Genomic DNA, 20905 nt, shown 5'->3' on the forward strand with positions numbered 1-20905 from the left:
GCTGGGGTAGGAGGATTCGAACCTCCGCATGACGAGATCAAAACCCGTTGCCTTACCGCTTGGCGATACCCCAGCAATGTTGATAAGTGAATGGTGGCAATAGCGGGACTCGAACCTGCGACCCTCGCATTATGAATGCGATGCTCTAACCAGCTGAGCTATATTGCCTTAGCACTTATCAAGGCCGCGAATTATTCTCTTTTTTGCTAATCATGTCAACTGATTAGAGGTAAAAAACTATTAATTTATCTGTCACTGGCAAGGCAAAAAAAAAGCCATGCTGAAAGGCTTCAGAATGGCTGTTTTTTGTACGGCTATGCGCATTAAATCAGCGCTTAGCTAGCCTGCTTGAGGGTAGGCTTAAACGTTAAAGCGGAAGTGCACCACATCACCATCTTTAAGGATGTAGTCTTTACCTTCAAGACGCCACTTACCCGCCTCTTTAGCACCCGCTTCACCCTTGTATTGGATGAAGTCTTCATAAGCGGTTACTTCCGCGCGAATAAAGCCTTTTTGGAAGTCTGTGTGGATAACTCCAGCGCCCTCAGGTGCTGTCGCGCCCTGTTTGACTGTCCAAGCACGTACTTCTTTAACGCCGGCGGTAAAGTAGGTGTGTAGTCCTAGTAGGGAATAGCCCGCCCGGATGACTCGATCGAGGCCGGGTTCTTCCATACCCATTTCCTGAAGGAATTCCAGCTTCTCTTCATCTTCCAATTCGGAAATTTCTGCTTCCATTTTATTACAGATAACGACAACCGCCGCACCTTCTTCTTCGGCCAGCGCGATCACTTTATCGAGATGAGGGTTGTTCTCGAAGCCATCTTCCGCCACGTTGGCGATATACATGGTTGGCTTAATGGTTAGCAGATGAAATTGATGGATTTCAGCGTGTTCTTCTTCGTTTAATTGAAGTGCGCGAACCGGTTTACCCTGTTCTAGTTGAGCAAGCACTTTTTCGAGGATGGTTTTCGATTTCAGTGCATCTTTATCGCCGCTTTTGGCGATACGCATGACTTTATTCAGCTGTTTCTCAACGGATTCCAGATCGGCTAATGCCAATTCGGTGTTGATGATATCGATATCATCAATCGGATCGATTTTATTGGCGACGTGGATAACATTTTCATCCTCGAAGCAGCGGACAACGTGAGCGATAGCATCGGTTTCACGAATGTTCGCAAGGAACTTATTGCCGAGCCCTTCGCCTTTCGAAGCGCCGGCAACTAAGCCTGCAATATCAACAAATTCCATCGTCGTGGGGAGAACGCGTTCAGGTTTAACGATGGCTGAAAGCGCCTCCAGACGAGGGTCTGGCATGGGGACAACGCCGGCATTAGGTTCGATGGTGCAGAAGGGAAAGTTTTCTGCACCAATACCTGCTTTGGTCAGCGCGTTAAACAGAGTAGATTTGCCTACGTTTGGCAAACCAACGATGCCGCATTTGAAACCCATGGCTATGATCCTGTCGTCAGTTGTTCGGCTTAAAGGAGTGTAAGGTGGTCATTGCTTTATGCCAGTCGCCGTCGGCGGCTTGTTCCAGCACTCGCAAAGCTTCGTCACAAGCGGCTTCTGTCATCTTGAATTCAGAAGAGGGGGCTTTTTTTAATACGAAGCCGATAACCTCGCTTGCGCTGCCCGGATGTCCGATGCCAATGCGCAGGCGATAAAAATTCTTGTTGTTGCCTAGTTTGCTGATAATGTCGCGTAAACCGTTATGACCACCATGACCGCCGCCTAATTTAAACCGAGCAATGCCGGGCGGTAGATCGAGTTCATCGTGAGCGACAAGAATATTTTCAGCAGGAATCTTATAAAAATTAGCCAGTGAGGCAACTGCCTGGCCGCTAAGATTCATAAAGGTAGTTGGAATCAGCAAGTGAACTGCTTTACCGTTCAGGCTGATTTTACCGTATAAGCCGTGAAACTTAGAGTCTGGCTTGAGCTGAATAAGGTGTCGGGCAGCAAGCTGCCCGACAAAGTCGGCTCCGGCATTGTGACGGGTCTGGTCATATTTCTGGCCGGGATTACCCAAGCCTACGATCAGTTGTATCTGGTCTTGCATACCGAAGCCTGTGGTCTAGCGATTAAGCGCCTGCTTTAGCTGCACGTGGTGCGTAAGCTTGAGCAATACTCTGATCACGGTCAGCACCGCGACGCAGTTGGACAATCTCAACGCCTTCTGGCAGAGAGATGTTAGACAGGTGAATAACCTGATCCATAGCAACACCAGACAGGTCAACTTCCAGTGCTTCAGGCAGGTTTTCAGGCAAGCAGAGAACTTTAGCGGTGTTCTGCTGAATGGTGTATTTGCCTGATGCTTTACCAGCGGGAGACTGGTTGAAGTTAACAAAGTTCAGCGGCACGATAATTTCGATTGGCGTTGACTTCGTTACACGCTGAAAGTCAATGTGCAGCACAGAGTCTTTCGCTGGATGACGTTGCATATCTTTAACGATAACTTTTTCTTCTTTGCCTTCTAATTCGAGTGTCAGAATAGAAGAGAAGAATGTTTGATCTTCCAGTTGTTTAACCAGAACACGGTTTTCCAGAGAGATAGACACAGGCTTTTTACGCTTGTCTCCGCCATAAACAACAGCAGGAACAAAACCAGCATGACGTAGGCGGCGGCTCGCACCTTTCCCTTCGTCTGTGCGAGGCTGTGCATTCAATACAAAATCGGTCATTTTGATACCTTTAATAAAGACAAAACTGCAAACACCTTGCGACCAGGTCTTTGCAGTTATTTTAGTAAGCCCATGATGGGCACGTTTTCCCGTTAGGGATGTGTATCAGCTACCATCAAGCTCGCAGGTTTAACGGAACATTGCGCTGATAGATTCTTCGTTACAGACGCGGCGAACCGCTTCTGCTAGCATCGGTGCCAATGTTAATTGGCGAATCTGACTGCATTGCTGAGCGGCTTCGCTCAGGGGGATGGTATCGGTGACAACCAACTCATCTAGGTCAGATCCATTGATGTTGCTGATCGCGGCGCCAGATAGTACGGCATGAGTCGCGTAGGCAACCACTTTATTGGCGCCATTAGCTTTCAGTGCAGCAGCCGCTTTGCAGAGTGTGCCTGCTGTATCACACATGTCGTCAACCAGAATGCAGGTACGACCTTCAACATCACCGATCAGGTTCATGACTTGAGCTTCGTTGGCTTTTTCACGTCGCTTATCGATAATGGCTAGATCGCAACCTAGCTGTTTAGCGACGGCTCGCGCACGGACTACGCCGCCAACATCGGGGGAGACGACGACCGGATTGTCATAATCCTGACGCGAGATCTCATCGAGTAAAACGGGCGAGCCGTAGACGTTATCAACAGGCACATCAAAGAATCCCTGAATCTGATCCGCGTGAAGATCAACGGTTAGCACTCGGTCAATACCTACGCCGGCGAGCATATCGGCAACGACTTTAGCACTGATCGCAACACGGGCAGAACGAGGCCGGCGATCTTGACGGGCATAACCATAATAAGGGATAACCGCGGTGATCCGGCTGGCAGAGCCACGCCGCAGCGCATCCGCCATAACGATCAATTCCATCAGGTTATCGTTGGTTGGCGCACAGGTGGATTGAACGATAAAGACGTCTTTACCACGCGCGTTCGCATGAATCTCAACGCTGATTTCGCCGTCGCTGAATTTGGTTACGGTGGCTTCGCCCATCGGGATATCGAGGCGTTCTACAACTTTTTCAGCCAACTGGCGGTTTGCATTGCCAGTGAAGACCATCATTTTAGGCACGGTGTCTACCTTCTCGGATCTGCAGTCGTTTAATTGAGATTCATTCATATTGTTTGGCGGGGTATGCACTCTGTTGAAGCCTCAAGATAAAGGCTCAGGAGCCGCTTCCCGGCCGGGTCCTTTCAAAGCCGAGCAGTTGCTCAGGCTTAAAAATTGGCTGGGGTAGGAGGATTCGAACCTCCGCATGACGAGATCAAAACCCGTTGCCTTACCGCTTGGCGATACCCCAGTAGCTCTGATTTACGGAGCAGGTCCGTAAATGAGGCGCACATTTTCACGGATGCGTGCGTTAAAGTCAAACGAATGGCGCCGAAAAGGGACAATTTTAGTAGGCTATTTGCCACTCTTTCGCGATGATGGTCAATTGAAGACCGTTGCGACGGATGGTTATTTTTTCTGGTAACGGATAATTACTTTGATAGTTGTATCTTAAGTAATTGATTTGCCAGTCATTTTGGTTCAGCTGTTGCGCGAGTTGTTGATTGAGGCTGAGATCGTAAGGGCTATTGGGGGCGGGAATGCCGCGCACCCAATACAGTAGTTCCCTAACGGGGAACTGCCAGCCGAGGGTCTGCTGCATTAATTGTTCCGGTGTCGCCGCCCAGAGAGGCTCTTCTCCGGCGATATCGATGCTGATGCCATCGCCGTTACCCTCTATGCGCGCCCCGCCCTGACCGAGTGGGCCGGTCAGTTCAATCAGGTAATGCTGTTGCTGTTGCTCCCAGAACAGATTGGCACTGTTGTTTTGTTCCTCAGTGCGGATACCTATTTTACCCTTAAGTTGCCATTCATCGGTTGTCAGTAGGGCTTGATAGTGATCATGCCATGAACGTTGATTGATAGGGGCGGTGGTTTGCGATGTCAGCCCTGAACAGCCGGATAGCAGTAAGACAAAGGATATAAGCAACAGAGCTAGACGCATGATTTAGTCCTGTGGGGCGTTAATTGAGATGGCCGCATCGCGCAGAAAATCATTATCTGGGTGTTTCAGTTGTTCCTTTTTTAACAATTTTAGGGCAGCTTGAGGCTGACCGGCGGCATGATAGGCTTGAATAAGATGAGCGCTGACTTCTGGATCCGGGAAGCGGTCGTAAGCCTGTTGCAGGAAGTCGATGGCTTCATTGGCTTTGCCTTGTTTTAGGAGTATCCAGCCCATACTGTCGAGAATGGATGGATCGCTCGGCGACAAATTCAAGGCCGCATCGATGAGTGCATATGCTTCATCAAAGCGATCGGTATAGAGCGATAGCGTGTAGCCAAGGGCATTTAACGCCATCGCATTATCCGGTTCAAATTTTAGAACTTGGCGTAGGTCCTGTTCAATGAGATCGATATCCTGAGGATCGAGCGTCATCGCTCGTGTATACAGCAGGCTGGTATCATCGCGGTGTTGTTGTAACGCTTCATCGAGCAGGCTCAGGGCTTCATCTTTGAAATCATGTCGATTGAGCCATTCGGCTTCGATGACATAGAGCTGAGTCTCGAGACTGGGTAGATTGTTGCGAGCATCTTGTAAAATCGCTTGCAGTCGAGAGCGGTTGTCGGCGTCATCGAGCAGCGCGGCGATCCGTCTAAAGGCTTGATGTACATTGGCGTTGTCTTTTACCTTAACGAAGTGATCAATGGCGGCGTTGATAGCGCCATTATGTTGCTCAATCAGTCCAAGATAATAATGCGGCGTGGTGTTATTGGGATAGCGATTCAGTAGAGCTTGCATGATGTTGCGGCTGGGCTCAATCTGATCGTTTTCCAGCAGTAGTAAGGCCGTATAGAACGTCAGTTGTGGTTCTTCAGGAAAGGTTTCGACTAGGAGTAATGACTGCTGTACGGCTTGTTGTGTTTGTTTCGCTTGAAACAGCAGTTGTACGTAGAGCGTGAATAGTTGTTGATTAGGTAAATCCGCCTCCATATAGGGTTCGAGAGCGGTTATGGCTTGTTGAAAGGCGCCTTGGGCACGTAACAACTCTGCTTTTTGCAGGGTTGCTTCCAGATATTCGGGATCATCTAAAATGGCGGCATTAAAACGCTGTAGGGCTTTAACGTTATCGCCCTGTTGCGCGTATAAAATGCCTAAGGTGGTCAACAGGATGGCATTGCTAGCTTGATTGGCTTGCTGTTCTAGCAATGAGATATAGGCCTTGGTTTCATCCGCAGTGAACTGATCGGCTTGGGCGCTAATCAAGATGAGGGTTTGTTTGTCGGAGTGATTCAGAGCGTGTTGCAATAACGGTAGCGCGGCGGAAAAATCACCTTTATGCAGTAATAGGCTGGCGGCTATCTGATAGGGTTCTGGATTATTGGGCTCAGCTTTTTGCCACAGATTAGCAGCCAGAAGTAACTCGTCAGGCCGCTGAAGGTATTGCGCGATATAGGCCGCCCGTTGCGCGATCACAGGATCGCCTGTTAACTGTGCTTGATGCAGATAAGTCTCTAGCGAGAGATCAAAGGCTTTGCGTTGACCGGCGATCTCGGCGACGATGAGATCGTATAGGGTTTCTCTGTTGAGTTCACCGCGGCGATATTCTATCTCAGGCAGTTGCACCGTCTCTGTGGCTGGCGTGTTGTTCTGTTGTGTGCTGCAGCCACTCAGGCTGAATACCATGGCAATTAACGCGGCGGTGATAGGCGTGGTTATTTTTCTGCCGCATAGAGAAACCAATGTCGCGATGGGCTTAGGTTTGGCTGTGATGAACCTAGGTTTTGCTATAGATGCTTTCATGTTGCTGATATTAACTGTCGCCAAGAGATTGATGGCTCCACTATAGATGAATCACGGGGGTGTTGTCATATATGGGTTTAATTTGCAAAAAATTGATCTGATCGGGGTTGGGTTTTTTAACCTTTGAGTGAATAAAGTGTATTATTACGCGCTATTTTCAACCTAGGTGTTATTTTCCTATATGGCTTTGCTCGCGTTAGGCATTAATCACAAGACAGCTTCAGTATCGGTTCGTGAGAAGGTCGCGTTTGCGCCGGAGCAGATGGCTGATGCGTTGGGGCAGGCCTGCCGACTCGCTCATCTGAAAGAGGTGGCGATTCTATCTACCTGTAATCGGACAGAGCTTTATTGCTCGACAGAACTCGAAGGTACGCGTGCGTTGTTAGAGTGGCTGGGCAGTTACCATCATCTTGATCCCGATGAGTTACAAGCGTGTAGCTATGCGCATTGGGATCAAGAGGCCGCTCAGCATATGATGCGGGTTGCCTGTGGCCTCGATTCTCTGGTGTTAGGTGAGCCGCAGATACTCGGACAGCTGAAATCGAGTTATGCGGTCGCACAGCGTGCTGGCGTGGTTAGTGCGCAATTGGGGCGCTTGTTTCAGCAAACGTTTGCGGTGGCGAAAAAAGTACGTACCGATACGGCGATTGGTGAAAATCCGGTCTCTGTCGCATATGCCTCGGTGAGTCTTGCGCAACATATCTTCAGTGATTTGAGTCAGAGTAAAGCGTTATTGATTGGTGCCGGCGAGACCATCGAACTGGTGGCGCGGCACTTATCCGAGGCGGGGGTCAAGCAGATGACGGTTGCCAACCGAACGCTGGTACGCGCCGAGACGCTGGCGGCGGAATTTGATGCCCGCGCTATCCTACTGGGTGATATTCCTGAGGCACTCGAAGATGCCGATATTGTGATTTCATCGACCGCTAGTCAGTTACCGATTCTGGGTAAAGGCGCGGTTGAATCGGCGTTGAAAAAGCGCAAGCATCGGCCGGTGTTTATGGTCGATATCGCGGTGCCTCGGGATATTGAGCACGAAGTGGCAGAGCTGGATGATGTTTACCTCTATACGGTCGATGATCTTAAAGAGGTGATCGAGGAAAATGTCCGTAGTCGTGAAAGCGCCGCCTGTGAAGCGGAAACGTTGGTTGCCGCGGGGGCGATGGAGTTTATCCGTCAATTACGTTCACTCGGGGCTGTCGAAACGGTGACGGCTTTGCGTCAGCAGGCCGAGCAGCTTCGCGATAGTGAGCTGAACAAAGCACTGCGACAACTGAATAACGGTAAAGATGCGGCCACCGTGCTGAATAATTTAGCACGGGGTTTAACCAATAAATTGATTCATAACCCCACGGTACAGTTGCGTAAGGCGAGTGCTGAGGGACGTGATGATTATCTCGAGGTAGCGCAAGGTTTGTATCAGCTATCTCCTAATGTGAAAGAAGACTGATTAGTGATGAAAGAATCAATAGCCCTTAAACTCGAAAGCCTAGCCGACCGTTATGAAGAATTAGCGGCGTTGTTGGGGGATGCCGGGGTGATTTCTAATCAGGATAAGTTTCGCGCTTATTCGATGGAATACGCCGAGCTTGAACCGGTGGTAAAGTGTTTTCAATCCTATCAGGCGGCGCAAGCCGACTTGGAAGAAGCGCGCTTGATGCAGGAGGATGCTGATCCTGATATGCGCGAGATGGCGAAAGACGAGTTTTCCACAGCCAAAGAGACGATCGACACTCTGGCGCAGGAGCTGCAAATACTCCTGCTGCCAAAAGATCCGAATGACTCGCATAATGTCTTTTTAGAAGTACGGGCTGGCACGGGGGGCGATGAAGCCGCGATTTTCTCCGGTGATTTATTGCGTATGTATAGTCGCTTTGCCGAAAATCAGGGCTGGAAACTTGAAATTATCAGCGCTAATGAAGGTGAGCACGGCGGCTATAAAGAAGTGATCACACGGATTATCGGTAAAGATGTTTATTCCCGTTTGAAGTTCGAATCCGGCGCTCATCGAGTTCAGCGAGTGCCTGAAACCGAATCTCAGGGACGTATTCATACTTCTGCCTGTACGGTTGCGGTGATGCCAGAGATGGATGAGGTCAGCGATATTGAAATCAATAAAGCCGATCTGCGAGTGGATACCTTCCGCTCATCCGGTGCGGGTGGTCAGCACGTCAACAAAACGGACTCGGCTATTCGCTTGACTCATATTCCAACCGGTGTCGTGGTTGAATGTCAGGAAGAACGTTCGCAGCATAAAAACCGTGCTAAGGCGATGTCATTGCTGGCGTCTCGTCTGCAAGCCGCAGAACGGGAGCGGCATGCGGCCGCACAAGCGAGCACACGTAAATCATTAGTGGGCAGTGGGGATCGCTCCGAGCGGATTCGTACCTACAACTTTCCTCAGGGACGGATTACCGATCACCGTATCAATCTGACCCTCTATAAACTGCAAGAGGTGATGGAGGGGGCGCTCGCTGCCGTGGTTGATCCGCTGGTTAATGAATATCAGGCAGAGTTATTGGGGGCGCTGTCCGAAGAGGGCTAGCCTGAACTGTCATGAATATATTTGACGCGCAACGTCAGGCGGCTCAGCTTGCTGCTAAGAGTGATAGCCCGGTCGCCGATGTGGAGCTGTTGCTCTGTTATATCCTCGGCTGTAACCGTACTTTTCTGTTTACGCACTCCGATCAACGGTTGACCGAGGCGCAGCAGTTGCAGTTTGAACAATTGCTTGAACGACGCTTGCAGGGAGAACCGATTGCGCATCTGACCGGTACTCGGGGATTTTGGAATCTCGAACTCGAGGTGAATGCGAGCACGTTGATTCCTCGCCCCGATACCGAGTGTTTGGTAGAAAAGGCGTTGCAACTCATATCCCCTGCAACGGCCCGAGTATTAGACTTAGGCACCGGCACTGGGGCCATCGCGCTGTCACTGGCGGATGAACGTCCGGCCTGGTCGTTGGTCGCCGTTGATCGTATTGCAGAGGCGGTAACGCTCGCAGAGCGTAATCGACAACGGGCGGGTCTCGAGAATGTGACGGTGTTACAGGGAAGCTGGTTTGAGCCGGTTGACGGAGTGTTTGATCTAATTGTCAGTAATCCGCCTTATATCGATCCACAAGATCCGCACCTGATGCAAGGCGATGTTCGCTTCGAACCTCGCAGTGCGTTGGTAGCCGAGGAGGGTGGCTTAGCCGATATCCGCTACATCGCCTCGCAAGCGTCAGATTTTCTGGCTGCTGGCGGCCTATTACTGTTCGAGCATGGCTATGATCAGACCGCAGCGGTGCAGCAGTTATTGCTGGAACTGCATTACACTGATATTGAGTCGGCGCAGGATTATGGTGGTAATGATCGCTTAACCTGGGCTCGCTGGCCGATAAATTCCGTCGAAAAAGAGATTAAATAGTATGCTGAATGATGATCAGCTATTACGTTATAGCCGACAAATAATGTTACCCGAAGTGGATATTGCCGGTCAGGAAGCGTGGCTAGCGGCGACGGTGTTAATTATTGGCGTCGGTGGTTTGGGTAGCCCCGTGGCGATGTATTTAGCGGCGGCGGGTGTCGGTCGACTGGTGTTGGTCGATGATGACTGTGTTGAGCTGACGAATTTACAACGGCAAATTGTTCATCGCAGCGCAACGATTGGCTGGTCTAAAGTGGCTTCGGCCAAAGACACCCTAGCGGCACTGAATCCCGATATTCAGGTTGCGACGATTAATGCTAGGCTGACGGATGCTGAGTTGGCAAAGCAGGTAGCAGAAGCGGATCTAGTGGTTGATTGCAGCGATAACTTTGTTACCCGTTTTGCCTTGAATGAAGCCTGCGTAAAGCATAAAACTCCACTCATATCCGGGGCGGCTATCCGCCTTGAAGGGCAGGTGTCCGTGTTTGATTCGCGTCAAGATGACGCGCCTTGCTATCGCTGCCTCTATCGCGATGGCGATGAAGAAAGTCTGACCTGCGCTGAGAGTGGCGTGCTCGCACCGTTGGTCGGTATTATCGGTTCAGTACAGGCGATGGAAGCCTTAAAAGTGTTGGCGGGTGTGGGTGAACCACTGGTGGGTAAGCTATTACTTTTGGATGGTCGTCATATGGAATGGCGAACACTGAAGCTGCGACGAGATCCTGAGTGTCCTTGCTGCGGATATAACAATAATTAAAGAGGTATCGAATTCAATGGACGTTATTCGTCAGGTATTAAAGGAAAGCAAAACCATCGCCTTGGTGGGCGCTAGTCCTAAGTCTCATCGGGCCAGCAATCATGTGATGCATTTTTTGTTGGCTAAAGGGTATAACGTGATTCCGGTGAATCCGCTTAAGGCGGGTGAGTATATTCATGGGCGAGAAGTGGTTTCATCGTTAGCCGACATAAAAGAGCCCATCGATATGGTAGATATCTTCCGAAATTCCGCTGAGGCCGGCGATGTGGTTGATGAAGCGATCGCCGTACATGCCAAGGCCGTCTGGATGCAGTTAGGAGTAGTGAATGAGCCAGCCGCTGAAAAGGCACAAGCCGCTGGTTTGAAGGTGGTGATGGATCGTTGTCCTGCGATTGAAATCCCGCGTCTGTAATCAAATCTTTGCTGCCAGCGATTGATGATTGTCTGGCAGCAGTATTATTTTCTGCAAATGTATCGACTACCCCGCTTTCTGTTGTCTCTTCGCTGAATTTTAGGTAGATCAGTCTGGCGTCAGCCAAGCGATTGAATACAATTACTGATTTTATTAAGGGTGAAAACTATGTCTATTGAACGTCAGGAAACGGCTCAGCGAATGAGCCGTATCGTTATTCATAACGATACTGTGTATCTGTGTGGTCAGGTAGCGAAGGATGCTAATGATGGTATTACTGAGCAGACCGCAACCATGCTGGATAAAGTGGATGCACTGCTACAGCAAGCGGGCAGCGATCGTGAGCATATCCTATCGGCGACGCTGTATATCCGTGATATGAAAGATTTTGCGGCGATGAATGCGGTCTGGGATAGTTGGGTACCCGAAGGTCATGCGCCTGCTCGTGCGTGTGTTGAAGCGCGGATGGCGCGACCTGAATTGCTGGTTGAAATCTCAGTGGTTGCCGCCGTTAAAAAATAATTGTTTGGCTGCTTTATCCCAGCATCAGCTGTCTAATACGCAGATCATCGGCGAGTCGTTGTGCATAGCCGATGATCTCTTCCCCGCATAATTGCTCCGGCAGTTCTTCTGGTAACTGCGCGCCACTGTTTATCAGCATCTGCACCAGAGGCTTATGGTCTAGCTGTAACGCTAATATCAACGCCGTATTGCCCTCGATATCGCGCACGTTCAGGTCAGCGCCATATTCATTCAGTCGACTAAGATGAAGCATCAACTGCTTTGCTGGGCACAACCGGAAACAGGCAAATAACGCATGGCTGGGATTCTGTTCGGGATAGTTGAGCGGAATATCGGCTTGCAGTAGCACGGTCATCAGGGCGAGACTCTGCTGAGGATGGCGCATGGCTTGATACAACAGCGGTTCAGCGAGGCTCGCAGAAAGATCGCATCCCGCTTGAATAAGATGCGCTAAGGCGTTTGCTTGGCCGGCAAGAATGGCGAGTTCTGGTAAGTTGCAGGGCGTACCTTGATAGTCAAACGAGGGCTCGATGAGCCGTGCTTGATCGAGCTTATAAAACGGCTTATTAAGCCGCGTAAGATCGCCTTCGATCACCGCCTGTTGCAGTTTATTGAGCTTACGTTGGGTAAAAAAACTCATGAGCAGTGGGTGACGCTTTCGTTACGCCAAACCAACTGACGTAAGGGTTTGATGGCCAACAGTAACAAGAGAATAGCGGCAACCCATTTGATCACCATAACGGCTGCCGTATTGTGCTCAGCCATTGGCATGCCAACGATGAGGTCTTGCTGACTGAGTATTGCGTCAGTGGCAAGACCTAGCAATATCGCACAAACACTGATGCCGCTCAGATAAATAATGACCGCTCTGACACCGAGCTCACGACTCAATATGCCTAATGACGCAATATTGGTTGCGGGGCCGACGAGTAGGAAGACTAAAATCGCGCCGGGAGACATACCCGCTGCCAACAGAGCCGCCGCCAGCGGGGTGGAGGCGGTGGCACAGATATACAGAGGTAAACCCACAATCAGCATAAGCAACATTGCCGTCAGCCCGCTACCCCATTGGCTGAGGCTGGCGGGTTCCACAAGCGTGGCAACGACCGCCGCTAGAATCAGACCAATAGCGAGCCATTGAGAGATATCATCGAGAATATCAAAAATAGCGAACTGTAATCCGGCCAAGATACCCGGCTGCGGTGTGGCGGACATCGCTGTCATTGATTCTGAGCTACAACCGCTAGCGGCTTCTCTTTGAGGCTTATTCGTGTCGCTGCTGCACTCGCTCGAGGTATCACAGCAGTGATCGGTCAGTGGTTGTTTGGGCTGAGCGCAGCATGACTTAGCGGCGGGTTTTGTCGCGCCACGACAGCAACTCTCTGAGGCCGATTCATTGACGTTGTTGTCTAGCGCCGTTGCCGGTTGCTGATCATTGCTGTGACGATCAAAGATAATGATCATCATGCCACTAACAATGGCGCTGAAAATCGCTGAGATGGGACGAGTAACGGCCATCACCGGTCCTAACAAAGCGTAAGTCACCGAAATAGAGTCGACCCCCGTTTCGGGTGTGGCAACGAGGAACGAGACAGTCGCTGCTTTTGAGGCGCCCGAACGACGTAGCCCGATGGCGGCCGGTAATACTCCGCAGGAACAGAGCGGTAGAGGAGCGCCGATCAGGGCTGCACGGATAACGGCAGCGGGGCCATTGCCACTCAGCCAGCGATTCACCAGCGAGGTTGGGATCCAGCCCTTGAGTACAGCGGCTAAAATCAGGCCAAAGAGTAGCCAGATCGCGGTATCGAGAAAAAGCGCCAGAAGGTTTTCAAAAAATAGCTGTAACATCGTCATACCTCGTATCGCTGTTTGCGCTTAGGCCGGTTAAATCAGAGCCAGTAAACGTAAAAAATAGATACCGCCGCTGAGCGTGATCAGAGATCCTAGGGTGGTGGTGAGAATGATATTGGCGGCGAGTTGTGCATTACCCTGCATCGCTTTAGCCATAATAAAGCTAGCCGATGCCGTAGGACAACCAAATAAGACAAACAGTATACCGAGTTCTTGGCTTTCAAAGCCGTATAGCCAAGCGCCAATGGTCATCACTAGGGGCATGATGATCAGTTTGATAAGGGTTGCCCAACTGGATTGGCCTGACGTATCTCTCAGGCTTTTTAGGTTAAGTGAGCCGCCGACGGCGAGCAACGCTAAAGGCAGGGTTAGGTTGGCAAAATAGTGACCAACGGTATCGCCAACCGCCGGCAGTGGCCAACCAAAATAGGAGAACGGCAGTGCCAGCAGAACCGATATGATCAGAGGATTGCGAGCCATCGCTTTGAGAGGGGCGCTAATGCTCGGGCCCTGTTGATTTTGCATCGGCATTGATAACAACAGAACCGAAACGATGTTATAGAGTGGAATAACGCAGGCGAGCAGTAGCGATGCTAAGGCTAAGCCGCTGCTACCAAACATATTGAAACTGATGGCCAAGCCTAAAATACCGAAGTTACTGCGAAATGATCCTTGAATAAACACTCCGAGGTCTTCTGGCTTTTTGATAAAAAACTTACTGATCTGCCAGATGACTAAGACACTGAGCAAGGTGGTGATTATAAAGTATCCCATCAGACTCGGATTGAAAACGGCCTGAAAATCCATGGTCGAGATACTCATAAAAACCAGTACCGGCAGGGTGATGGTAAACACCAGTTTCGAGGATGTATTGATAAAGCTATTATCAATAATACCCAGCCGCATGAGGAAGTATCCAAGGGCAATGATAAAAAAGATTGGGACAACGATATTACTGGTAAAAAATAGGGTTTCTAGGTAGAGGTTCAAGGCTGTATGTCCGTTAAACAAACTGCTAATTGATGGCGTTAGCAGAATTCTACCATTTTATCTTCCCGTGCCGATATTCAGGCGTTAGTTTTTTGATGAAGTTTTGGGTAATCGAGTCGCTCGATGCTGCCACAGGATTCGGATAGTTCTTCCCAGCAGGTAATACTCAGGGCGATGTGAATGACTCCGCAGGTGGGTAAGTTAGCTAGGTTTTCTTGGGTGAGATAATAGCTTGCTAGCTCCAGTGATGGGTTATGGCCCACCACCATAATATGGCGATAATGATCCGATTGACCTTGTAATAGGTTAATCAGCGTCTCAACGCGAGCGTGGAAGAGTTCCGGCACTTCAATCACCTTGTTGATTGGATAGTCCTGTTCTAAGGCAACCTGCTCTGCGGTGGTGATGGCGCGACGAGCACCACTGCTGAGAATCAGATCGGGTTGTATTTGGAACATTTGTAACCGATTCGCCATCAGTGGAAGGTCCCGCTTACCCCGTTTATTCAATGGTCGATCAAAGTCAGATAGCTGAGGGTCTTTCCAGCTTGATTTTGCGTGCCGTACCAGTGTCAGCCTTTTCATGATCTGTCCCCTAACTCTACAGTGATCAATTCAGTATTGACCAAGGCACCCGCAAAAGCTATCGCTGAGTAGGCAATCGATGAGGATATTATGGCTAGTCTAGAGGCTGCCGTTATATGGGACTGAATATGGGGGATGAGTTTAGGATCTTGTGTATAGAAATCTGTAATTGAGACCTGTAATAAGGAGACCTAGAGTAGGGATTAGCGCTGAACCACCGGCGCTGCATGTTGCTGCTGAGACCGCTGTTTAGATCGGTGATGATGGATGTGAGTTAATGCGGTTGTGAATAGCCGCGAGGAACGTCAGACTTAACTTAACCTTAGCCCAACTAACGTTTGTTGAGATCAGCTGATGAGGCTGAATGAGTGATATGGCTTGTATCTCGATTGTTGAACAGCAGACACGTTGAATCCCTACCCTCTATTGCAGAGTAAAGTAATACAGAGCGCTTGCATGAGTTAATAGCAGCGAGACTCACTTTCCCGAACATCAGTTCAGAGCGATGATCACGCGACTTGCTGATCAGACCGATAACTCATTAGTTGCCAGCGATGAGGCACGCTCATCAGTGCTATTTCAGCGGAGCAATCCTGACACGAATAGAGCGTGTTGTTATGCACATGTTTAACTTCAACCAAGCGGTTATGCAGGCGGATGCTTTGATGTTCCAGTAGTGACTTGCACTGTGGGCATAGACATGTCATTTGGCTTCCCTCAAAACGTTTAACTTTTGTTGCTCTAATGATGGGTGTAATAAAAAAGAGCCATCGTTGACTCTAATTGTGTCGTGAATATGCGACTTATATTAGCATATAAAAAACAGTTTAAAAAATGATCATATAAGTCACTGTTTTTAGATCGATATTGCCGTTATTGATGGCCCAATCGCAGAGATAATCGATGGTTAGGAAAAAAATTATAGACCATAAATAGAAAAACCAGCCATTTGGCTGGTTTTATTGTCGCTATTCAGTGACATGTATTGAGGTGCTGATCGCGATTAACGCGTTAAGCTATCCACCCAGATAGGCTTGACGCACCGACTCATCGGTGAGCAGGTTGGCACCAGAGTCCGTTTTGACGATTCGACCATTTTCAAGCACATAGCCTCGATCGGCGATCCGCAGCGCTTGATGAGCATTTTGTTCAACCAAAAAAATAGTTACGCCTTCATCTCGCAAACGTTCGATAATATCGAAAATCTGTTGGATTATGATGGGCGCTAGCCCGAGAGAGGGTTCATCCAGGAGTAACAGCCTTGGCTTGCTCATCAGTGCTCGGCCAATGGCTAGCATCTGTTGTTCGCCACCCGACATGGTACCGGCTCGCTGTTTATAGCGCTCTTGCAGACGGGGGAATAAATTAAGAACGTAGTTTGCGGTTTCATCGGCTTGCTCATTCGAGCGAAAGTAAGATCCCATAAACAGGTTTTCTTCAACGGTCATGGCACTAAAGACACGACGACCTTCAGGCACGATGGCTAAGCCTTTACGCATAATTTCCGGTGTATTAAAACGCCCTAGCTCTTCGTTTTCGAAGGTTATTTTTCCGGACGATGCCTTGGGATCACCACAGATGGTCATCATCAGCGTGGTCTTGCCAGCACCGTTGGCGCCGATCAGCGTAATGATTTCACCTTGATTGATCTCAACACTGACATCATGCAGCGCCTGAATTTGGCCGTAATGCGTGTTTACATTTTCGATCCGCAGCATCTTATTCCTCTCCGAGATAGGCTTTGATAACGTCAGGGTTGCCTTTGATCTGTTCGGCATTACCGTCAGCTAAAGGGGTGCCCTGAGCAATTACATAGATATGATCGGAGATTCCCATCACCAAACTCATATCATGCTCAATCAACAGAATGGATATCTCATGCACATCACGTAGCTTGATGATGAGTTCATCTAGCTCTTTGGTCTCATTGGGATTGAGGCCTGCAGCGGGTTCATCCAACATCAGTAATTCTGGTTGAGTAACCATACAGCGAGCAATCTCTAAACGGCGTTGCTGACCGTAGGACAGGTTACCTGCCTCACGGTTAGCAAAAGCCAACAAACCAACCTCTTCTAGCCAATGAGCGGCATGATTCATGGCATCCTTTTCTAGGCGGCGGTAGTTCGGTGTTTTTAAGAGACCGGATAAGAGGTTGGTATTCATATGCCGATGCTGAGCGACGAGCATATTTTCAATCACGGTCATTTTCTGGAACAAGCGAACATGTTGAAAGGTGCGTACTAATCCCTTGCGGGAGATTTGATAGTCTTTCAAACCGGCAATTTGCTGGTCGCGCAACATAACACTGCCTTCAGTGGGAATATAAAACCCAGATAAACAGTTGAACACGGTGGTTTTACCGGCGCCGTTGGGACCGATCACCGAAACGATCTGACGATTTTTAACCTTTAAATTGACGCCGTTGACGGCGAGCAAGCCGCCGAAGCGCATGGTCAGGCCGTTGACATCTAGGAGTAGCTGACTCATGGTTGTTTCAACTCCAAGTTTGGACGTTTCATCGGTACCAGTCCTTCAGGACGCCAGCGCATCATAATAACCATCAATAGACCGAAAAGTAGCATGCGGTATTCGGAAAATTCTCGCGCTATTTCAGGCAAAATCGTCATAATAATGGCGGCAAAAATAATCCCCATTTGCGAGCCCATACCACCGAGTACCACAATCGCTAAAATAATTGCTGACTCGATAAAGACAAATGATTCAGGGCTGATGAAGCCTTGTCTTGCGGCAAAGAAACAGCCAGCAAAGCCTGCGGTCGATGCGCCGAGCGTGAAGGCTGAGAGTTTAATCGCAGTACGGTTTAAACCGAGTGAACGACAAGCGATCTCATCTTCACGTAGCGCTTCCCAAGCACGTCCGATAGGCATCCGCATGAGGCGGTTAATGAGGTAGATCACACCGATCACCAGTATCACCGCAATCAGATAGAGAAAGATCACCTTATATGAGCTGTCATAGTCCATGTTGAAATATTCATGGAAGGTCACAGCGCCTTCCTCTTTTGCTCGACGGTTGAACTCTAAGCCAAATAAACCCGGTTTAGCGATGCCGGAGATACCATTGGGGCCCCCAGTTATGGAGGTCCAATTGTTAAGGAGAATCCGAATGATTTCACCGAAGCCAAGGGTAACGATCGCTAGATAGTCGCCGCGTAAACGCAGCACGGGGAAACCCAGTAGAAAGCCAAAGGCCGCCGCCATGGCCGCAGAGATCGGCAGGCAGGCCCAGAATGACATGCCAAAATACTGTGATAATAGTGCATAGGTATATGCGCCAACGGCGTAGAAAGCGACAAAGCCTAAATCAAGGAGTCCGGCAAGGCCGACAACAATATTGAGGCCTAGACCTAGCATGATGTAGATGAGTGTTAAGGTGGCTAGATCAACACTGCCGCGCGATACCATAAATGGCCAGATCAGCATCACCACAATTAGGGCCGCGATCAACCAAGGCTTTAATGTCGTCATTTTCTGATCTTGCGGCAGCATCGCCTTGATATTAGGTTTGGGAATCGCACCGAATAGAGCATCGACCTGAGCGCTGAACAGCTGTGAAAAAAAGACGACCGCGATACCACCACCAATCCACATCCACTGCGTTGCGGTAGCCCCCCTAACCGCGAGGGTTGAACCATCGGTATCTAGCTTGATACCGATCATCAAACTCGCCAGTATCAGTGAGATACCGGCGGCAAAAATAGCGTTATAGAGTTTACTCGAAGTCATACTTTTTCTACCTCCGGCTTACCCAGAAGTCCACTAGGGCGGAACAGTAAAATAGTCACTAGTAGCCCGAAGGAAACAACATCTTTATATTCGGAAGGGAAGAACGCGGCGGTCATCGCTTCCGTCACACCCAAGATCAATCCACCTAACATGGCACCGGGAATAGAACCTATACCGCCCAGTACTGCCGCTGTAAACGCTTTGAGTCCGGCGATAAAGCCGACAAAGGGGTTAACAACACCGTAATACAGACCCAATAACAAGCCCGCAATCGCTGCTAATGCGGCACCCACGATAAAGGTGAGGGCGATAATCTTATTGGTATCGATGCCTAATAAGTTGGTCATGCCGAGGTCTTCTGAGCAGGCACGACAAGCACGGCCCATGCGTGAACGTGAGATAAAGAGGGTTAACAGCGTCATACTGATGAAGGTGACGGCGAAGATCATCACCTGCATGTAAGATAACGATACTTCATACAAGCTGGGATCGCCGAAATTCCAACCACCGGTAATTTGGGGAGGCAGGGCAACATCACGTGAGCCTTGAGAGAGCACCACAAAATTCTGTAGGAAGATCGACATACCGATGGCTGAGATGAGCGGAATGAGTCGATTGGTACCGCGAAGTGGCCGATAAGCGACGCGCTCAACGGTCCAGCCATAGGTGCTGGAGATGAAAATAGCAACGACCAGTGCAACAATGAGAATAATGGGTAGGCTTGCGATGCCCATGCCCATTAAGCCGGCAATAACAATAAATGTTACATAGGAGCCGATCATATAGATCTCGCCGTGAGCAAAGTTAATCATACCGATGATGCCATAAACCATGGTGTAGCCGATGGCAATCAGTGCATAGGTCGAACCGATCGTTAGCCCGTTAATGAGCTGTTGCAGCAGATAAAGCGAAAATTCTGACATTGGCAGGGATCCAATAAAACGAATCCCCAGCATCGGATCACGATACTAGGGAATCGGGATTGACAAACATCAGCGGGTCGTGCTGATGTTTGCTAAGCCTTTGTTATTAATATTAATTATTCAGCTGGTGTCTTAGAACCATCCTGATGTAGACGGTATACCAAGAAAGTAGACTCGGTTAGATCGCCTTTCTCGTCATACTTAACTTTACCGATAGCGGTATCGAAATCATGCTCGCGAATATAATCGGATAAGGTCTCGGCATCGGTTGATTGAGTGGCGGTCATCGCGTCTGTCATGACTTCAACAGCCGCATAGGCCGTGAAAACGAATGGGCCGGTTGGATCTTCACCTTTAGCCTTGATCGCGGCGACACGCGCTTCGTTGACTGGGTTTTGATCGAAGCTTTTAGGTGCTGTGGCTAGAACGCCTTCCGCTGCGGCACCAGCAATTTTGGCTAGATCGGAGTTAACCACCCCTTCAGGGCCCATAAATTGAGCGTCGAAGCCTTTTTCTGCTGATTGACGCAGGATAAGACCGAGTTCTGGGTGATAACCCCCGTAGTAAACGAAATCAACGTTCTCTTTTTTCAGTTTCGCAATGAGTGCAGAGAAGTCTTTATCACCCGGAGTAACACCTTCAAACATGGCGGCTTTAACGCCTTGAGCGGCCAGTAGATCTCGTACTGAGGTAGCCAGACCTTCACCGTATTGCTGCTTATCATGGATGACCGCGATACGTTTCGGTTTCGCGTTAGTCAGAATGTATTCCGCCGCCATAGAGCCCTGCAGGCTATCGAGGCCGATAGTCCGGAAGATGGTTGTATAGCCTTTTTCGGTGATCGATGGCGATGTGGATGCCGCCGTAATCATGAGAATGCCTTCTTCATCATAGATATCGGTGGCAGGTTCAGTGGAAGATGAACACAGATGACCAACGACTTGAGTCACGCCATCGTTAACAATTTTGTTGGCCACCGCGACCGCTTGTTTTGGATCACAAGCATCATCGTAGATAACCCCTTCAAGCATCATGCCATTGATGCCGCCTGCTTTGTTAATATCGTAAATCGCGGCCATTACACCGATTTTTTGCATATCACCATATTGCGCCACCGGACCGGTAGCTGGCCCTGCAAGACCAATTTTAAGTGTTTCAGCCTGCGCCGCAGCGGTTAAACCCAACATACAAACAGCGGTACTTAGGCCCAGTAATGTTTTGCGAAATTGATTCAT

General features: G+C 49.4%; 22 protein-coding genes and 3 tRNA genes. 6 read left to right on the forward strand and 19 right to left on the reverse strand.

Features of this window, described 5'->3' with window-relative positions; genetic code table 11:
- Window position 1: 1 nt before the first annotated feature.
- The 9 genes from Q4488_RS15935 to Q4488_RS15975 form a co-directional block, all read right to left on the reverse strand.
- A tRNA-Gln gene (locus Q4488_RS15935) sits at window positions 2-73 on the reverse strand.
- A gap of 18 nt (window positions 74-91) precedes the next feature.
- Window positions 92-168: transfer RNA gene (locus Q4488_RS15940), tRNA-Met, on the reverse strand.
- 192 nt (window positions 169-360) lie between these two features.
- Window positions 361-1452, reverse strand: a complete 1092-nt coding sequence (gene ychF / locus Q4488_RS15945; RefSeq protein ID WP_303581478.1) for a redox-regulated ATPase YchF — start codon at window positions 1450-1452, stop codon at window positions 361-363.
- Between the two features lie 16 nt (window positions 1453-1468).
- Window positions 1469-2062: an aminoacyl-tRNA hydrolase gene (gene pth / locus Q4488_RS15950; RefSeq protein WP_303581479.1), complete on the reverse strand. Its 594-nt coding sequence runs from the start codon at window positions 2060-2062 to the stop codon at window positions 1469-1471.
- A gap of 22 nt (window positions 2063-2084) precedes the next feature.
- Window positions 2085-2684 carry a 50S ribosomal protein L25/general stress protein Ctc gene (locus tag Q4488_RS15955; RefSeq protein ID WP_303581480.1) on the reverse strand — a complete coding sequence of 200 codons (600 nt, stop codon included), beginning with the start codon at window positions 2682-2684 and terminating at the stop codon, window positions 2085-2087.
- Window positions 2685-2813: 129 nt separating this feature from the next.
- Window positions 2814-3755, reverse strand: a complete 942-nt coding sequence (locus tag Q4488_RS15960; protein WP_303581481.1) for a ribose-phosphate pyrophosphokinase — start codon at window positions 3753-3755, stop codon at window positions 2814-2816.
- A 154-nt stretch (window positions 3756-3909) separates the two neighbouring features.
- A tRNA-Gln gene (locus Q4488_RS15965) sits at window positions 3910-3984 on the reverse strand.
- Window positions 3985-4080: 96 nt separating this feature from the next.
- Complete coding sequence (lolB, locus tag Q4488_RS15970) at window positions 4081-4677, reverse strand: lipoprotein insertase outer membrane protein LolB (RefSeq protein ID WP_303581482.1); 597 nt, start codon at window positions 4675-4677, stop codon at window positions 4081-4083.
- A gap of 3 nt (window positions 4678-4680) precedes the next feature.
- Window positions 4681-6474 (reverse strand): tetratricopeptide repeat protein, encoded by a 1794-nt coding sequence (locus Q4488_RS15975; protein ID WP_303581483.1) that lies wholly within the window; start codon window positions 6472-6474, stop codon window positions 4681-4683.
- Between the two features lie 181 nt (window positions 6475-6655).
- On the opposite strand from Q4488_RS15975, the gene hemA reads away from it, so the two are divergent.
- The 6 genes from hemA to Q4488_RS16005 all read left to right on the forward strand — a co-directional run bounded on the left by hemA (window position 6656) and on the right by Q4488_RS16005 (window position 11576).
- A complete protein-coding gene (gene hemA, locus Q4488_RS15980; RefSeq protein ID WP_303581484.1) occupies window positions 6656-7924 on the forward strand; it encodes a glutamyl-tRNA reductase in 1269 nt (422 codons plus the stop codon).
- Between the two features lie 6 nt (window positions 7925-7930).
- Window positions 7931-9019 (forward strand): peptide chain release factor 1, encoded by a 1089-nt coding sequence (gene prfA / locus Q4488_RS15985; protein ID WP_303581485.1) that lies wholly within the window; start codon window positions 7931-7933, stop codon window positions 9017-9019.
- An 11-nt stretch (window positions 9020-9030) separates the two neighbouring features.
- Window positions 9031-9885: a peptide chain release factor N(5)-glutamine methyltransferase gene (gene prmC, locus Q4488_RS15990; protein WP_303581486.1), complete on the forward strand. Its 855-nt coding sequence runs from the start codon at window positions 9031-9033 to the stop codon at window positions 9883-9885.
- 1 nt (window position 9886) lies between these two features.
- On the forward strand, window positions 9887-10642 hold the full coding sequence (locus Q4488_RS15995) for a molybdopterin-synthase adenylyltransferase MoeB (protein WP_303581487.1): 756 nt from the start codon (window positions 9887-9889) through the stop codon (window positions 10640-10642).
- A 16-nt stretch (window positions 10643-10658) separates the two neighbouring features.
- Window positions 10659-11054, forward strand: a complete 396-nt coding sequence (locus Q4488_RS16000; protein WP_303581488.1) for a CoA-binding protein — start codon at window positions 10659-10661, stop codon at window positions 11052-11054.
- 168 nt (window positions 11055-11222) lie between these two features.
- On the forward strand, window positions 11223-11576 hold the full coding sequence (locus tag Q4488_RS16005) for a RidA family protein (protein WP_303581489.1): 354 nt from the start codon (window positions 11223-11225) through the stop codon (window positions 11574-11576).
- Window positions 11577-11589: 13 nt separating this feature from the next.
- Here Q4488_RS16005 and Q4488_RS16010 read toward each other — a convergent pair whose 3' ends face one another.
- From Q4488_RS16010 to Q4488_RS16055, 10 genes are all read right to left on the reverse strand, one after another.
- Window positions 11590-12216, reverse strand: coding sequence for an ankyrin repeat domain-containing protein (locus Q4488_RS16010; protein WP_303581490.1), 627 nt, complete (start codon window positions 12214-12216; stop codon window positions 11590-11592).
- Window positions 12213-13424 carry an SO_0444 family Cu/Zn efflux transporter gene (locus tag Q4488_RS16015; RefSeq protein ID WP_303581491.1) on the reverse strand — a complete coding sequence of 404 codons (1212 nt, stop codon included), beginning with the start codon at window positions 13422-13424 and terminating at the stop codon, window positions 12213-12215. The genes Q4488_RS16010 and Q4488_RS16015 overlap by 4 nt, the downstream gene beginning before the upstream one ends.
- Window positions 13425-13460: 36 nt before the next feature.
- Window positions 13461-14417 (reverse strand): AEC family transporter, encoded by a 957-nt coding sequence (locus tag Q4488_RS16020; RefSeq protein ID WP_303581492.1) that lies wholly within the window; start codon window positions 14415-14417, stop codon window positions 13461-13463.
- Window positions 14418-14494: 77 nt separating this feature from the next.
- A complete protein-coding gene (locus Q4488_RS16025; protein ID WP_303581493.1) occupies window positions 14495-15001 on the reverse strand; it encodes a histidine phosphatase family protein in 507 nt (168 codons plus the stop codon).
- A gap of 509 nt (window positions 15002-15510) precedes the next feature.
- Window positions 15511-15708, reverse strand: coding sequence for a hypothetical protein (locus tag Q4488_RS16030; RefSeq protein WP_303581494.1), 198 nt, complete (start codon window positions 15706-15708; stop codon window positions 15511-15513).
- 309 nt (window positions 15709-16017) lie between these two features.
- Window positions 16018-16719 carry an ABC transporter ATP-binding protein gene (locus tag Q4488_RS16035; RefSeq protein WP_303581495.1) on the reverse strand — a complete coding sequence of 234 codons (702 nt, stop codon included), beginning with the start codon at window positions 16717-16719 and terminating at the stop codon, window positions 16018-16020.
- Window position 16720: 1 nt separating this feature from the next.
- A complete protein-coding gene (livG, locus tag Q4488_RS16040) occupies window positions 16721-17488 on the reverse strand; it encodes a high-affinity branched-chain amino acid ABC transporter ATP-binding protein LivG (RefSeq protein WP_303581496.1) in 768 nt (255 codons plus the stop codon).
- On the reverse strand, window positions 17485-18747 hold the full coding sequence (locus Q4488_RS16045) for a high-affinity branched-chain amino acid ABC transporter permease LivM (protein ID WP_303581497.1): 1263 nt from the start codon (window positions 18745-18747) through the stop codon (window positions 17485-17487). Before Q4488_RS16045 ends, livG begins: the two co-directional genes overlap by 4 nt.
- Window positions 18744-19670, reverse strand: coding sequence for a high-affinity branched-chain amino acid ABC transporter permease LivH (gene livH, locus Q4488_RS16050; RefSeq protein WP_303581498.1), 927 nt, complete (start codon window positions 19668-19670; stop codon window positions 18744-18746). The genes Q4488_RS16045 and livH overlap by 4 nt, the downstream gene beginning before the upstream one ends.
- 116 nt (window positions 19671-19786) lie before the next feature.
- Window positions 19787-20905 (reverse strand): high-affinity branched-chain amino acid ABC transporter substrate-binding protein, encoded by a 1119-nt coding sequence (locus Q4488_RS16055; RefSeq protein ID WP_303581499.1) that lies wholly within the window; start codon window positions 20903-20905, stop codon window positions 19787-19789.

This window comes from Amphritea sp. 1_MG-2023, from assembly GCF_030547545.1.
Lineage (GTDB): Bacteria > Pseudomonadota > Gammaproteobacteria > Pseudomonadales > Balneatricaceae > Amphritea.

Excerpts from the sequence above, each read along its gene's own strand:
- Q4488_RS16030 (WP_303581494.1), bottom strand. The coding sequence starts at position 15,708 with ATGACATGTCTATGCCCACAGTGCAAGTCACTACTGGAACATCAAAGC.
- Q4488_RS16055 (WP_303581499.1), bottom strand. The coding sequence starts at position 20,905 with ATGAATCAATTTCGCAAAACATTACTGGGCCTAAGTACCGCTGTTTGT.
- pth (WP_303581479.1), bottom strand. The coding sequence starts at position 2,062 with ATGCAAGACCAGATACAACTGATCGTAGGCTTGGGTAATCCCGGCCAG.
- Q4488_RS16015 (WP_303581491.1), bottom strand. The coding sequence starts at position 13,424 with ATGTTACAGCTATTTTTTGAAAACCTTCTGGCGCTTTTTCTCGATACC.
- Q4488_RS16000 (WP_303581488.1), top strand. The coding sequence starts at position 10,659 with ATGGACGTTATTCGTCAGGTATTAAAGGAAAGCAAAACCATCGCCTTG.
- lolB (WP_303581482.1), bottom strand. The coding sequence starts at position 4,677 with ATGCGTCTAGCTCTGTTGCTTATATCCTTTGTCTTACTGCTATCCGGC.
- Q4488_RS15995 (WP_303581487.1), top strand. The coding sequence starts at position 9,887 with ATGCTGAATGATGATCAGCTATTACGTTATAGCCGACAAATAATGTTA.
- livG (WP_303581496.1), bottom strand. The coding sequence starts at position 17,488 with ATGAGTCAGCTACTCCTAGATGTCAACGGCCTGACCATGCGCTTCGGC.
- hemA (WP_303581484.1), top strand. The coding sequence starts at position 6,656 with ATGGCTTTGCTCGCGTTAGGCATTAATCACAAGACAGCTTCAGTATCG.
- prfA (WP_303581485.1), top strand. The coding sequence starts at position 7,931 with ATGAAAGAATCAATAGCCCTTAAACTCGAAAGCCTAGCCGACCGTTAT.
- Q4488_RS15955 (WP_303581480.1), bottom strand. The coding sequence starts at position 2,684 with ATGACCGATTTTGTATTGAATGCACAGCCTCGCACAGACGAAGGGAAA.
- prmC (WP_303581486.1), top strand. The coding sequence starts at position 9,031 with ATGAATATATTTGACGCGCAACGTCAGGCGGCTCAGCTTGCTGCTAAG.
- Q4488_RS16005 (WP_303581489.1), top strand. The coding sequence starts at position 11,223 with ATGTCTATTGAACGTCAGGAAACGGCTCAGCGAATGAGCCGTATCGTT.
- Q4488_RS16035 (WP_303581495.1), bottom strand. The coding sequence starts at position 16,719 with ATGCTGCGGATCGAAAATGTAAACACGCATTACGGCCAAATTCAGGCG.
- Q4488_RS16045 (WP_303581497.1), bottom strand. The coding sequence starts at position 18,747 with ATGACTTCGAGTAAACTCTATAACGCTATTTTTGCCGCCGGTATCTCA.
- livH (WP_303581498.1), bottom strand. The coding sequence starts at position 19,670 with ATGTCAGAATTTTCGCTTTATCTGCTGCAACAGCTCATTAACGGGCTA.
- Q4488_RS16025 (WP_303581493.1), bottom strand. The coding sequence starts at position 15,001 with ATGAAAAGGCTGACACTGGTACGGCACGCAAAATCAAGCTGGAAAGAC.
- Q4488_RS15975 (WP_303581483.1), bottom strand. The coding sequence starts at position 6,474 with ATGAAAGCATCTATAGCAAAACCTAGGTTCATCACAGCCAAACCTAAG.
- Q4488_RS16010 (WP_303581490.1), bottom strand. The coding sequence starts at position 12,216 with ATGAGTTTTTTTACCCAACGTAAGCTCAATAAACTGCAACAGGCGGTG.
- ychF (WP_303581478.1), bottom strand. The coding sequence starts at position 1,452 with ATGGGTTTCAAATGCGGCATCGTTGGTTTGCCAAACGTAGGCAAATCT.